This window comes from Micromonospora sp. ATLC20 (assembly GCF_057196585.1).
Map to the genome: position 1 here is coordinate 1 of NZ_JBXUOV010000158.1, position 13,632 is coordinate 13,632.

10 protein-coding genes are annotated in these 13,632 nt (G+C 73.1%); 6 read left to right on the plus strand and 4 right to left on the minus strand.

Features of this window, described 5'->3' with window-relative positions:
* Positions 1–111 precede the first annotated feature (111 nt).
* Together AC2CHG_RS24750 and AC2CHG_RS24755 are read right to left on the minus strand one after the other, a co-directional pair.
* A complete protein-coding gene (locus AC2CHG_RS24750; protein WP_484525679.1) occupies positions 112–1,974 on the minus strand; it encodes an AMP-dependent synthetase/ligase in 1,863 nt (620 codons plus the stop codon).
* 205 nt (positions 1,975–2,179) lie between these two features.
* A complete protein-coding gene (locus AC2CHG_RS24755) occupies positions 2,180–2,947 on the minus strand; it encodes an SDR family NAD(P)-dependent oxidoreductase (RefSeq protein ID WP_484525680.1) in 768 nt (255 codons plus the stop codon).
* 137 nt (positions 2,948–3,084) lie between these two features.
* Between AC2CHG_RS24755 and AC2CHG_RS24760 the strand changes: the two genes are divergently transcribed.
* The 5 genes from AC2CHG_RS24760 (at position 3,085) to AC2CHG_RS24780 (ending at position 8,363) form a co-directional block, all read left to right on the plus strand.
* On the plus strand, positions 3,085–4,308 hold the full coding sequence (locus tag AC2CHG_RS24760; protein ID WP_484525681.1) for an oxygenase MpaB family protein: 1,224 nt from the start codon (positions 3,085–3,087) through the stop codon (positions 4,306–4,308).
* 22 nt (positions 4,309–4,330) lie between these two features.
* Positions 4,331–4,903 (plus strand): isoquinoline 1-oxidoreductase, encoded by a 573-nt coding sequence (locus AC2CHG_RS24765; RefSeq protein WP_484525682.1) that lies wholly within the window; start codon positions 4,331–4,333, stop codon positions 4,901–4,903.
* A 74-nt stretch (positions 4,904–4,977) separates the two neighbouring features.
* Positions 4,978–6,162 (plus strand): zinc-dependent alcohol dehydrogenase, encoded by a 1,185-nt coding sequence (locus tag AC2CHG_RS24770; RefSeq protein ID WP_484525683.1) that lies wholly within the window; start codon positions 4,978–4,980, stop codon positions 6,160–6,162.
* Positions 6,159–7,103 (plus strand): SDR family NAD(P)-dependent oxidoreductase, encoded by a 945-nt coding sequence (locus AC2CHG_RS24775; RefSeq protein WP_484525684.1) that lies wholly within the window; start codon positions 6,159–6,161, stop codon positions 7,101–7,103. The genes AC2CHG_RS24770 and AC2CHG_RS24775 overlap by 4 nt, the downstream gene beginning before the upstream one ends.
* Before the next feature lie 114 nt (positions 7,104–7,217).
* Complete coding sequence (locus AC2CHG_RS24780) at positions 7,218–8,363, plus strand: MBL fold metallo-hydrolase (protein WP_262012250.1); 1,146 nt, start codon at positions 7,218–7,220, stop codon at positions 8,361–8,363.
* A gap of 49 nt (positions 8,364–8,412) precedes the next feature.
* Here AC2CHG_RS24780 and AC2CHG_RS24785 read toward each other — a convergent pair whose 3' ends face one another.
* Positions 8,413–9,924 carry a deoxyguanosinetriphosphate triphosphohydrolase family protein gene (locus tag AC2CHG_RS24785; RefSeq protein WP_484525685.1) on the minus strand — a complete coding sequence of 504 codons (1,512 nt, stop codon included), beginning with the start codon at positions 9,922–9,924 and terminating at the stop codon, positions 8,413–8,415.
* A gap of 45 nt (positions 9,925–9,969) precedes the next feature.
* On the minus strand, positions 9,970–11,367 hold the full coding sequence (locus AC2CHG_RS24790; protein ID WP_484525687.1) for a nucleotide sugar dehydrogenase: 1,398 nt from the start codon (positions 11,365–11,367) through the stop codon (positions 9,970–9,972).
* A 34-nt stretch (positions 11,368–11,401) separates the two neighbouring features.
* Here AC2CHG_RS24790 and AC2CHG_RS24795 point away from each other — a divergent pair.
* On the plus strand, positions 11,402–13,632 hold a 2,231-nt coding region (locus AC2CHG_RS24795), incomplete at its 3' end, for a Tex family protein (RefSeq protein WP_484525686.1).

A 13,632-nucleotide genomic window follows, 5' to 3' on the forward strand; every position in this document is an offset into this window, starting at 1 on the left:
GCGGCGAAGAGCAGCGCGTACCGGCTGCGCGAGACGGCGAACCAGTTCGTCGCCCAGGGCTGGGACATCACCGTCATCACGATCTGCCAGCCGCCCGGCATCGACCCGGCGCTACTGGGTGACGGGCTCCGCCGCCGCGTCGCCCGGCCGGTAGAGGGCGTCGATCCGGTCGCCGTACCTGTCGACGATGACCCGGCGCCGTAGCTTCAGCGTCGGGGTCAGCTCGCCCGACTCCGGCGTCCACGCCGACGGCAGCACCTGGAACGTCTTGACCTGCTCGGGCCGGGCGAGGCGCGTGTTCGCCGCGTCCACGGCGGCCTGGATCTCGGCCAGCAGCACCGGGTCCGAGGCCAGCGCGGGCAGCCGCGGGTCGCTGACGCCGTGCGTGCGCGCCCACTGCGGCGCGACCTCCTCGTCCAGCACGATCAGCGCCGTGACGTACGGCCGCCGGTCGCCGATCGCGACCGCCTGACCGATGAGCGGGTGCGCCCGCAACAGGTTCTCGATCTGCGCCGGCGAGATGTTCTTCCCGCTGGACGTGATGATGAGTTCCTTCTTGCGGTCGGTGATGGTGAGGAAGCCGTCGTCGTCGAGCGCCCCGACGTCGCCGGTGGCGAGCCAGCCGTCCGGGTCGACGACCGGCTCGACGCCGCCGTCCTCGCGCAGGTAGCCGGAGCACACCAGCGGACCCCGGACGAGGATCTCGCCGTCGCCGGCGAGGCGTACCTCCATGCCCACGTTCGGCCGGCCGACCGTCCCGGTGCGGAAACGGTCGGGGGTGTTGAGGGTGGCGGTGCCGGTGGTCTCGGTCAGACCCCACACCTCCAGCACGTCGACGCCGAGCCCGGCGAGGAACCGCAGCACGTCCACCGGGATCGGGGCGGCGCCGCTGCCGGGCCAGGTCATGTTCTGCAGGCCCAGGGTGGCCTGCAACGGCCGCAGCACGGTGTCCCGGGCCTGCGCCACCCGGGCGGCAAGCTCGTCCGGCACCGGATTCCCGGCGGCACGCAGCTCGTACGCCTCCAGTGTCACAGCGGTCGCGGCGGCGACGGCGGCGCGGACCGCGGGCTCGGCGGTGGCCAGGTGGGCCTGGACGCCGGCGGCCATCTTCTCCCAGACCCGTGGCACCCCGAAGAACGAGGCGGGGCCGACGGTGCGCAGCGCCGCGACGAGCTGCGTGGCGTCGGGGCAGATCGTCACGTGCCCGGCGCGGTGGATCGGGTTGTAGATGCCGAGGAACCGTTCGGCGATGTGGGCCAGGGGCAGGTAGGCAACAGTCGGCGCATGGTCGGGGACGGGCACCATCGCGTCCAGCGCCACCGCCTGGTAGATCACGTTGTGGTGGCTGAGCACGACACCCTTCGGGTTACCAGTCGTGCCGGACGTGTAGAGCAGCGTCACCGGCTGCTCGGGCCGGATCGTGCGCCAGCGCCGCTCGAAGGCGTCCGGGTCCGCCTCGCGTGCGGCCCGGCCGAGGGTACGCACGCGCGACAGCGGCACCGCGTCGGCGGCCGGATCGGCGGTCTCGTCCACCAGCACCACCCGCAGCAGGTCGGGCAGGTCGGCCAGGATCGGCCGCCAGCGCTCCAGTTCGGCCGGACCCTCCAGCACGAGCACCTGGGCGGCGCTGTGCCGGGCGAGGTAGCGCATCTGCTCGGCGCTGAGCGTCGGGTAGATCGTGGACGGCACCGCGCCCAGGTGGACCGCGGCGAGGTCGACGAGCCAGTGCTCGGTGCGGCTGGACATCATGATCAGCATGTGCCGCCCGGCCTCCAGGCCGATCTCGGCCAGGCCGGCGGACAGCTCGGCGACCTCGTCGCGCAGCTGCGCCCAGGTGCGGGTGTCGTCGCGGCCGAGCGTGGTCAGCGCGGGCCGGTCGGCGTACTCGGTGGCGTTGCGGTGCAGCAGCGCCGGGACGGTCAGGTCGGCGGCTTTCTTGGCGCAGTCCTCGGCGAGGACGTGGGCGGGGTCCATGGGCTACTCCTTCACACGCAACCGGGCCTGGTGGTGGCAGGGCTGGCCGCACCCCTCGCCGTGGTGCCCGCGCGGGTTTCCGCAGCCGATGGCAGCACTGTAAACGAGGGTTAACTTCCTGGGAAGGAGTGGCCGTGATCCGGCGTGGTATCGCGCCGAACCGGCGACCTGGTGAAGAACGTGGACTAACCAAACGGCTCGCCGGTCACTGCGCGGTCCAGCCACCGTCCACGTGCAGCACGCTGCCGGTGACGTAGCTCGCGGCGTCCGAGGCCAGGAACAGCACCGCGCCGACGACCTCCTCGGGACGGCCGAACCGGCCCATCGGGATGCGGTCGCGCAGCCGCTTCGACCACTGTTCGTGACCGCGCAGCCCCTCGGTCATCGGCGTCTCCAGGTAGCCGGGCGCCACCGCGTTGACGCGTACGCCCGCCGCCGCCCACTCCAGCGCCAGCGTTCGGGTGAGCTGCTCGACGCCGCCCTTGCTGGCGCTGTACGCGGCCAGGCGCGGGAAGCCGACCTGACCGTGCACGGAGGACATGTTGACGATGCTGCCCGCGCCCTGCTCGACCATGAGCGCGCCGGCCGCGCGGGCGCAGACGAACACCCCGGACAGGTTGGTGTCGATCACCTGCTGCCAGTCACCGAGACTCAGCCGCTCGCTGCGGTGCAGCGCCGGGCTGATACCGGCGTTGTTGACCAGGACGTCCAGCCGGCCCCAGCGCTGCCGGGCCAGTGCCACCACGGCGTTCGCGGCCGCCTCGTCGGCGACGTCCCCGGCGACCACAGCCGCCGTGCCGCCGCCGGCCGCGATCCGGTCCCGCACCTCGTCCAGCGCGTCCGGCCGCCGGGACTGGAGGATCACCGACGCGCCGGCCCGGGCCAGCCCCTCGACGATCGCCGCGCCGACGCCCTGACTGGCGCCGGTCACCCACGCCACCTTGCCGGACAGCATCCCCTCGACCAGCGCCACCGTGGACTCCTCTCATCGCAAACCATCGACAGTTGTCGTCATGAGCCTTGTGGACACCGTTACCACGTGCTCTCATGTGATACACGGCAGCAATATTCGTTTCACCGTATCAGCGGCCTCGACCCCGAGGAGTGAACGTGGAACCGGTAAGCAGGCGCAAGATGTTGAAGGCCGGTGGGGCACTCGGCGCGCTCGGCGCGCTCAGCGTCGCCGCGCCGGCACAGGCCCGGTCGGCGTGGACCTGGTCTCCGACGGGATCAGTGGCCGGCGCCGGCGCGGGCGTGGACCCCCGCTGGGTGTGGGACGAGGAGGCCGACCCGCTCGTCGCCTCCCTCCTGGACCGGGGCGACGCGCCACTTGTCAACCAACTGCTGCGGACGTGGACGAAGAACGGCCAGCCGCTGCCGTCCGGCCTCCCGGCGGACGTCCGCGCGTTCATCGAACGCGCACGCGAGCTGCCGTCCTGGGTGGACCAGGGCAAGCTGGCCACCGCCGTGCGCTTCAACGAGAAGCGCGGCCTCTACCTCGGCGTGCTCTACGGCCTGGCCAGCGGCATGATGAGCACCGTCATCCCGAAGGAGGCGCGCGCCGTCTACTACTCCAAGGGCGGCGCGGACATGAAGGACCGCATCTCCAAGACCGCCAAGCTCGGGTACGACATCGGCACCGCCGACGCCTACCAGCCCGACGGCTCGATGATCGTGACCGCCGTGAAGATCCGGCTGGCGCACGCCGGTGTGCGTCACCTCCTGCCGCAGTCGCCCGAGTGGGCCGACGTCGCGCCCGAGGACATCCCGATCAGCCAGCGGGACATGATGGTCACCTGGCACAGCCTGCCGACCACAGTCATGCGGAAACTGACCGACTGGCGGGTGCCGATCCCCGCCGCCGAGTCGACGGCCTTCCTGCACCTGTGGCAGGTGGCCGCGCACATGCTCGGCATCAAGGACGAGTACATCCCGGCCACGTGGAGCGAGGCGAACGCCCAGGCGAGCGAGGTCCTCGACCCGATCCTGGCCCCCACCCGCGAGGGCAACGCGCTCGCCGACATCCTGCTCGGTCTCGGCAAGGAGATCGACGCCGGGCTGCTCAGCAAGCCCATCCTCGGCTCGTTCACCCGGTTCATGCTCGGCAACCAGATCGCCAACTGGCTGGAGATCCCGCGCGACCTGCTCTGGGACACGCTGCTGCGGACGAGCTGGGGCCCGTTCATCGCGGTCCGGGAGGCGCTGCTGCCGTTCCCGCTCGCACCGGAGTGCTACTGGCTGTTCGACGAGTTCCTCCGCAAGCTCGCCCTGCTGTTCCTCTCCGAGGGGCAGTCCATAAACATCGAGATCCCGCTCGGCAACCGCGAGTTCTGACCACCGCGTCGCGGTGGGCACCATGACCGCGCCCCTCCCCCCGTTCCTGGGGTACGTGCTCGCCGCGCCGGTCCTCGTGGCCGCGGCCGAACTCAGCGCCGCGTACCCGGCCGCCCGGACGCCGTCGCCGGACGTGGCCGGACTGCTCGGCCTCGGCGAGGTCATGACGGCGGCGGCCCTGCCCGGGGCGGCACTGATCTCCGTCGAGGTCGGCCCGGACGGGACCGTGTCGTTCACGCTGCCGCCGGACCGGTACGACGGCGACACCTCGGCCGCCGAACTGATCGCCGACGGGCTGTCGGTGCCGCGCCGGCGCGTCCGCGTGCCACCGCCACGGCCGGCAGCGGGCCGGACGCGTGGCGCACCCCATCCGGCCGTCGGAACCCGTACCCCGGTCCGGGTCGCCGTGGCGGTCGCCCGGCGGCGGCTGCTGGAGGCCGCGTCGGCGACGCTCGGCACGCCCGTCGGCTGCCTGCGGCTGACCGCCGGCACCGTCACCGACCGCGCCGGCCGCCGCCTCGACATCGGCGCCCTCGCCGCCACCGCCGCCAGCACCAGCACGATCGCCGTGGCTGTCGACCTCACGCCACGGTGAGCGGCGCCGCCGATTCAACGGCCCGCTGCCGGGTAGCAGTCCGATGGACGGCACCGGAGAGGGGACATACAGGCATGAAGGCACTGACCTGGCACGGCAAGCGGGACGTCCGCGTGGAGGACGTCCCGGACCCCCGGATCGAGGAGCCGACCGACGCGATCGTCCGGATCACCTCGACCGCCATCTGCGGTTCCGACCTGCACCTGTACGAGGTGCTCGGGCCGTACCTGAAGCCCGGCGACATCCTCGGGCACGAGCCGATGGGCGTCGTCGAGGAGGTCGGGCCCGGCGTGACCCGGCTCAAGAAGGGCGACCGGGTGGTCGTCCCGTTCAACATCTCCTGCGGCTCGTGCTGGATGTGCGAGCGGCAGCTCTACGCGCAGTGCGAGACCACGCAGGTGACCAGCCAGGGCAAGGGCGCGTCCCTGTTCGGCTACACCTCGCTGTACGGCTCGATCCCCGGCGGCCAGGCCGAGTACCTGCGCGTCCCGCAGGCCCAGTTCGGCCCGATCAAGATCCCGGACAGCGGCCCGGACGAGCGCTGGCTCTACCTCTCCGACATCCTGCCCACCGCCTGGCAGGCGGTGAAGTACGCGGACACCCCGCCCGGCGGCACGCTCGCCGTGTTCGGGCTCGGCCCGGTCGGGCAGTTCAGCGCCCGGATCGGCCGCCACCTCGGCGCCGGCCGGGTGATCGGGCTCGACCTGGTGCCGGAGCGGCTGGAGATGGCCCGCCGCCACGGCATCGAGGTGCTCGACGTCAGCCAGCTCGACGACGTACCCGGCACGCTCATCGACCTGGTCGACGGGCGCGGCCCGGACGCGGTGATCGACGCGGTCGGCATGGAGGCGCACGGCGCGCCGCTGGGCAAGATGGCCCAGACCGCCGCCGGGCTGCTGCCGGACAAGCTGGCCCAGGCCATGACCGACAAGGCCGGCGTGGACCGGCTCGTGGTGCTGCACGCCGCGCTCAAGGCCGCGCGGCGCGGCGGCACCGTGTCGATCTCCGGCGTGTACGGCGGCGAGCAGGACCCGATGCCGCTGATGGAGATGTTCGACAGGGGCATCCAGCTACGCATGGGCCAGTGCCACGTGCGGCGCTGGGTCGACGAGATCATCCCGCTGCTGGAGCGCGACGACGACCCGCTGGGCGTCGAGGACCTGCGGACCCACCGGCTGCCGCTGACCGACGCGCCGCGGGCGTACGAGATGTTCCAGAAGAAGGAGGACGGCTGCGTCAAGGTCGTGCTCGCGCCGTGACCCGGACGGTGGTCGTCACCGGCGCGACCAGCGGGATCGGCCGGGCGACCGCCAGGGAGCTGGCGGGCCGCGGGGACCGGCTGGTCCTCGCGGCCCGCTCCCCCGCCACGCTCGACGACGTGCGCGACGAGTGCCGGGCGGCGGGCGCGCGGGCGATCGCCGTACCGATGGACGTGACCGAGCCCGGCGCGGTGGCCGCGCTCGCCGACGCGGCGCAGGCCGAGTACGGCCGCGTCGACGCCTGGGTGCACACCGCCGCGGTGATGTCCTACGGCCGCTTCGACGAGACCCCGGCCGAGGTGTTCGAGCAGGTGATCCGCACCGACCTGCTGGCCGCCGCGGCGGTGGCCCGGGAGGCGCTGCGCCGGTTCCGGGCCGCCGGCGGCGGCACGCTCGTGCTCACCGGCTCGGTGCTCGGGCACATCACCGCGCCCTACATGAGCGGCTACGTGGCCGCCAAGTGGGGCCTGCAAGGGCTGGCGCGCACGCTCCAGCAGGAGGCGCGGGAGACGCCGGGCGTCGCGATCTGCCTGGTCAACCCGGGCAGCGTCGACACTCCCGTCTACCGGCAGGCGGCCAACTACCTGGGCCGGATCGGCCGGCCGCCGCCCCCGATCGCCTCGCCCGAACGGGTGGCGCGGGCCATCGTCCACTGCCTCGACCGGCCGCGCCGGGAGGTGTCGGTGGGCCGGCTCAACGTGGTCATGCGCTTCGGGTTCACCGTCCTGCCCGGCATGTACGACCTGCTGGTCGGCCCGCTGATGCGCCGGGCCGGGCTGACCCGGCAGCCGGTCGCCGCGCACCAGGGCATCGTGTTCACGCCCAACCCGGCCGGTGAGGCGGTCCGGGGTGGGTGGCTGCCCGACGTGTCCCAGGTGGTCCGGGCCGTGGGCGGCCGCGCGGCGGCGGTGGCGTCCGCGGTACGCCGCCGGGTGCCCTGACCCTCGCGGCGAGTCGTCGCGCGGTCCGACCGTCGCCGCGGGCGGGCCGTCGCGTGGGCGGGCCGGGACGACTGTGGTTACCGTGTACGACGGGACACGGCGGAGGGGACGAACATGCGGGAACCGACGGGGCGGGAACCGGACCGGACGCGCGGCGGGCGGGTGTGGAAGCTCGCCGGGCTGGCCGCCGTCGCCGGGCTGGCCTGGGCGGCGCGGGACGTACCGGCGCAGCTCGGCGGCCGGCTCACCGGCACTCGGGCGGAACGGGCGGCCCGGTCACCGCGCTTCCGCGACGGCACGTTCCACAACCCGGCCGGCGCCAGCGCCACGATGGTCGCCGACCCGGGCCGCAACCTGCTCCGGGAGCTGGTCTTCGGCAAGCAGAAGCGGCGGCCGGGCAGCCCGGTGCCGCTGCTGCGCCCCGGCGCCGCGCCGGCCACCGACCCGGCGCGCGAGCTGAACGTCGTCTGGTACGGCCACGCCTCCACGCTCGTCGAGATCGAGGGACACCGGGTGCTGCTCGACCCGGTGTGGAGCGACAGGTGCTCCCCGTCCGGGCTGGTCGGCCCCCGGCGCATCCACGAGCCGCCGGTCCGCCTGACCGACCTGCCCCCGCTCGACGCGGTGCTGATCTCGCACGACCACTACGACCACCTCGACATGGAGACCGTCCGCACGCTGGCCGACCTCCAGTCCGCGCCGTTCGTGGTGCCGCTGGGCGTCGGCGCCCACCTGGCCCGCTGGGGCGTACCCGAGCACCGCATCGTCGAGCTGGACTGGTCGGAGAGCCACCGGGCCGGCGGGCTGACGCTCACCGCGACCGCCGCGCAGCACTTCTCCGGGCGCGGGCTGCGCCGCGACGGCACGCTCTGGAGCTCCTGGACGATCACCGGGGCGCACCGGAAGGTCTTCTACACCGGCGACTCCGGCTACTTCGACGGGTACGCCGCGATCGGCGCCGAGCACGGCCCGTTCGACCTGACGCTCATGCAGATCGGCGCGTACGACAGGGCGTGGCCGCACATCCACATGTTCCCGGAGGAGGCGGTCGCCGCCCACCTCGACGTACGCGGCGGACTGCTGGTGCCGGTGCACTGGGGCACGTTCAACCTGGCCCTGCACGACTGGTCCGAGCCGGTGGACCGGCTCTGGGCCGAGGCGAAGGCGCGCGACGTGCGGCTCGCAGTGCCGCGTCCCGGCGAGCGGGTGGTGGTGGACGAGCCGCCGGCGGTGGACGGCTGGTGGCAGTCGGTCGCCTGACCCGGAGCTGTCCCTGGGTGGCGCTGCCGCCTTCGTGCTCCGAGCCGGCTCAGAGCACGAAGGCATCCGTCCACAGCGCGCCGGAGCGGCCCGACAACGCGTCGAGCATCGCCACCGCCTGACCGTCGGTGAGCTGCGCGACGAAGTCGATGATCGCCCGGCCCCGGGCCCGGCCGATCCGGTCCGGGGTACGCGGGTGAAGCTCCGCCTCGGCCAGCTCCACCAGGTCGTGCAGGCGGCGCGGCAGCCGGGACTCCTCGTCCGGGTCCAGCAGCCACTCCCAGAGCGCCTCCACCAGCGTGCCCAGCAGCCGGGCCTGGCCGCGCTGGTGCAGGGCCAGGTCCGGACGGGCCAGCACGAACCGGTGGTGCACGAACTTGAGCACCTGCACCTCGTGCCACTGCGCCTTGTCCAGCAGCACGTACCCGGAGCGGACGTGCGGCTCCGGGGTGACGGTGATGGCGTCCACGAAGCGGGTGGTCCAGCGGGCGGAGAACCGGGCGACGTACTGCTCCGCCTCGATCGAGCCGTCGAACGGCAGCGCGAGCAGCCCTTCCACCAGCTCCTCGCGGACGTGCTCGACAGCGGCGGCGAACGCCTCGTCGTCGGCGATCCAGGCGTCCTTGCGGTGCAGTTGCCGTCGCAGCCGCTCGATCGCGGCTCCCGGCCGCCGGCCCGCCGCCTCCAGCGCAGGCGCGGTGATCGACCGCAGGTGCCCGCACTCGCGCTGCCAGGCCATCAGCTCGGCCGCCACTGTGCCCTGCTGCAGCACCCCCACGCGGTAGAAGTCCTCCACGTCGTGGATCGCGTACGCGATGTCGTCGGCCGTGTCCATCACCGACGCCTCGGGCGTCTGCTGCCAGTCCGGGATCCGCCCGGCGAACGGCTCCCGCGCCTGGCGCAGGTCGTCCAGCTCGGTGCGGTACGCGCCGAACTTCACCGAACCGCTCTCCGGATCCTCCGGCGGGGCCGCCGCGCCCCGGGGCGCCGGCTCCAGGTGACGCGGATGCGGATCGGGATGGTCCAGGCGGGTCCACGGGTACTTCAGCATGGCCGCCCGGACCGCGGCGGTCAGGTCCAGCCCGGTGGTCGCCGCGCCGCGGATCTCGGTGCTGGTGACGATCCGGTACGACTGGGCGTTGCCCTCGAAGCCGTCGGCCAGCCCGAGCCGCTGCCGGGCCAGGCGGTCGAGCACCCGCTCCCCCAGGTGCCCGAACGGCGGGTGCCCGAGGTCGTGCGCGAGCGCGGCGGCCTCCACCACCTCCGGATCGCAGCCGCCGAGCTTGTCCAGCAGGGCCCGGTGCGCCGGATCGGCGGTCAGCCGCTCGGCGATCGCGCGGGCCACCTGGGCCACCTTCAGGCTGTGGGTGAGCCGATTGTGCACGAGCAGCCCGGACCCGCCCGGGCTGATCACCTGGGTCACCCCGCCCAGCCGGGTGAAGAACGGCGACCCGACGATCCGGTCCCGGTCGGCCCGGAACGGGCCGGCGGCCAGGTCGCCGAGCGCCCGGGCGCTGCCGCCGAAGAGCCGCCGGGCCCGCGGATCCGCAGGTGCCTCCATGATCGCCACGCTAGCGCAGCCGGCGGCGGGCCGGGCAGGGTGTGCCTAGAGGCGCTCGACCACCGGTCCGGAGCACCTGTTGCGGGCGTCGAACACGTAGCGGGCCCGCCGCGACACCATCTCGTAGTCGAAGACGTCGTGGTCGGTCGCGACGACCACCGCGTCGGCCGCGTCGACCTCCTGCTCGGTCAGCGGCACGACGAGCACCCCACCCGGGATCTGGTGCGCCTCGGCGTACGGCTCGGCGGCGCGGACGTCGGCACCGAGGTCGCACAACCGCCGGGCGACGTCCACCGCCGGCGAGTCCCGCATGTCACCGGTGTTCTTCTTGTACGCCAGGCCGAGCATCAGCAGGCGCGCGCCCTTGACGGCACGGCCGGTGCGGTTCAGGCCGGTCATCACCCGTTGCGCCACGTGCTCGGGCATCTCGTGGTTGACGTCGTTTGCGAGCTCGATGAACCGGAACTGGCGGCCCAGACACCGTTTGACCTGCCAGGACAGGTAGCAGGGGTCGATCGGCAGGCAGTGTCCGCCGACACCGGGGCCGGGCCGGAAGGGCATGAACCCGAACGGTTTCGTCTCCGCGGCGTCGATCGCCTGCCAGACGTCGATGCCCAGGTGGTGGGAGAGCACAGTGAGTTCGTTGATCAGGCCGAGGTTCACCTGGCGGAACGTGTTCTCGATCAGCTTGGTCAGCTCCGCGACCCGGGTGGAGGGCACCGGCACGGTCCGGTCCACGATCCGGCGGTAGAACCCGTCCACCCGCTCCAGCGACGGCTCGTCCACCCCGGAGACGACCTTCGGTGTGTTCTCCAGCCGCCAGGTCGGGTTGCCGGGGTCGATGCGTTCCGGGCTGTACCCGAGGTGGAAGTCGCCGGGCGCGTGCAGCCCGCTGGCCGTTTCGAGCAGCGGACGCAGCAGTTCCTCGGTGGTACCCGGGTAGGTCGTCGACTCCAGCACCACGGTGCTGCCCTGCCGCACGTACGGGCCGATGCCCCGGCCGGCCTGCTCCACGTAGCTCAGGTCCGGCGTGCCGTCGCGCAGCGGGGTCGGCACCGTGATCACGCAGACGTCGAAACCCTCGGCGTCGGCGTACTCGGTGCTCGGCAGGTAGCGGCCGCTGCCGAGCACCCGGCCCAGCCGGTCGGCGGGGATGTCCTCCACGAAGGACTCACCGGAGGCGAGCCGCTTGACCCGGTCGGCGTCGACGTCCAGCCCGACCACGTCGAAGCCGGCCTCCACGGCCCGCATCGCCAGCGGGAGACCGACGTACCCCTGACCGATGACGACCACTTTCTCAGCGCTCACCCGGGCTCCAGACAACCGTAGGAAATCACCTGATTGGAGGCTAGAGGGGTTTCTAGGGCCGGAAGTCCGTTTTCGGGATATCGGTCCGGCCCGCCGTGCGGCCGGTGCGGCGCGTGCGGCGGCAACGGGCAGAATGCACGGGAACCCACCCGAGAAGGCGGATCAGATCGTGACCCAGTCAGTGCACCAGCGCATCGCCGAGGAACTCGGCGTCGCCGAACGGCAGGTACGGGCGGCAGTCGAGCTGCTCGACGGCGGCGCCACAGTGCCGTTCATCGCCCGCTACCGCAAGGAGGCCACCGGCCTGCTCGACGACGCGCAGCTGCGCACGCTGGAGGAGCGGCTGCGCTACCTGCGGGAGCTGGACGAGCGCCGCGCGGCGGTGCTGGAGTCGATCCGGAGCCAGGGCAAGCTCGACGAGGCGCTGGAGGCGCAGATCCTCGCCGCCGACTCCAAGTCCCGCCTGGAGGACATCTACCTTCCCTACAAGCCGAAGCGGCGCACCCGCGCGCAGATCGCCCGCGAGGCCGGGCTGGAGCCGCTCGCGGACACGCTCCTGGCCGACCCGGCGCAGGACCCGAAGGTGGTCGCCGCCGGCTTCGCCGACCCGGACAAGGGCGTCGCGGACGCCGCTGCGGCCTTGGACGGGGCGCGGGCCATCCTGATCGAGCGCTTCGCCGAGGACGCCGACCTGATCGGCACGCTGCGCGAGCAGATGTGGTCGCGAGGCCGGCTGGTCTCCCGGGTACGCGACGGTCAGGAGACCGCGGGCGCGAAGTTCGCCGACTACTTCGACTTCGCCGAGCCGTACCCGAAGCTGCCCTCGCACCGCATCCTCGCCATGTTCCGGGGCGAGAAGGAGGGCGTGCTGGAGCTGACCATGGACCCGGAGGCCGACGGCGACGCCGACGCCACCGGACCGAGCCGCTACGAGGCCGCCGTGGCCGGACGCTTCGGCATCAGCGACCAGGGGCGGCCCGCCGACAAGTGGCTGGCCGACACGGTGCGCTGGGCCTGGCGTACCCGGATCCTCATCCACCTCGGCGCGGACCTGCGGATGCGGCTGTGGCAGGCGGCCGAGGAGGAGGCCGTGCGGGTCTTCGCCACCAACCTGCGTGACCTGCTGCTGGCCGCGCCCGCCGGGGCGCGGGCGACGATGGGCCTCGACCCGGGCCTGCGGACCGGTGTGAAGGTGGCGGTGGTCGACGCCACCGGCAAGGTGGTCGCCACCGACACGATCTACCCGCACGAGCCGCGCCGGCAGTGGGACGCCTCGCTGCACACGCTCGCCACGCTCGCCGCCGCGCACGGCGTCGAGCTGGTCGCGATCGGCAACGGCACCGCCAGCCGGGAGACCGACAAGCTCGCCGGTGACCTGATCAAGCGGCACCCGGAACTGAAGCTGACGAAGGTGGTGGTCTCCGAGGCCGGCGCGTCGGTCTACTCCGCGTCCGCGTACGCCTCGCAGGAGCTGCCCGGCCTGGACGTCTCGCTGCGCGGCGCGGTGTCGATCGCCCGCCGCCTTCAGGACCCGCTGGCCGAGCTAGTGAAGATCGACCCGCGGTCGATCGGCGTCGGGCAGTACCAGCACGACCTGTCCGAGGTGAAGCTGTCCCGCTCGCTCGACGCGGTGGTCGAGGACTGCGTCAACGCGGTCGGCGTCGACGTCAACACCGCCTCCGCGCCGCTGCTGACCCGGGTGTCCGGCATCGGCGCCGGGCTGGCCGAGAACATCGTGCTGCACCGCGACGCCAACGGGCCGTTCCGCACCCGGGCGGAGCTGAAGAAGGTGCCGCGGCTCGGGCCGAAGGCGTTCGAGCAGTGCGCCGGCTTCCTGCGCATCCCCGGCGGCGACGACCCGCTGGACTCCTCCAGCGTGCACCCGGAGTCGTACCCGGTGGTACGCCGCATCCTCTCCTCCACCGGGCAGGACCTGCGCGCGCTGATCGGCAAGTCGGCCATCCTGCGCGGCCTGCGCGCGACCGACTTCGTCGACGAGACGTTCGGCCTGCCCACCGTCACCGACATCCTCGCCGAGCTGGAGAAGCCGGGCCGCGACCCGCGTCCGGAGTTCCGTACCGCGACGTTCGTCGAGGGCGTGGAGAAGATCAGCGACCTGACGCCCGGCATGGTGCTGGAGGGCGTGGTGACGAACGTGGCCGCGTTCGGCGCGTTCGTCGACGTGGGCGTGCACCAGGACGGCCTGGTGCACGTCTCGGCCATGTCGCACACCTTCGTCAAGGACCCGCGCGACGTGGTGAAGTCCGGCGACGTGGTGAAGGTCCGGGTGCTCGACGTGGACGTGCCGCGCAAGCGGATCTCGCTGACGCTGCGGCTGGACGACGAGGCGCCGGCCGGTGGCCGTCCCGCCGCCGGCGGTCCGGGCGGCGAGGAGCGCGG

Coding starts and splice junctions, on each gene's coding strand:
- AC2CHG_RS24765 (WP_484525682.1), top strand. CDS start 4,331: ATGACCGCGCCCCTCCCCCCGTTCCTGGGGTACGTGCTCGCCGCGCCG.
- AC2CHG_RS24785 (WP_484525685.1), bottom strand. CDS start 9,924: ATGGAGGCACCTGCGGATCCGCGGGCCCGGCGGCTCTTCGGCGGCAGC.
- AC2CHG_RS24770 (WP_484525683.1), top strand. CDS start 4,978: ATGAAGGCACTGACCTGGCACGGCAAGCGGGACGTCCGCGTGGAGGAC.
- AC2CHG_RS24780 (WP_262012250.1), top strand. CDS start 7,218: ATGCGGGAACCGACGGGGCGGGAACCGGACCGGACGCGCGGCGGGCGG.
- AC2CHG_RS24750 (WP_484525679.1), bottom strand. CDS start 1,974: ATGGACCCCGCCCACGTCCTCGCCGAGGACTGCGCCAAGAAAGCCGCC.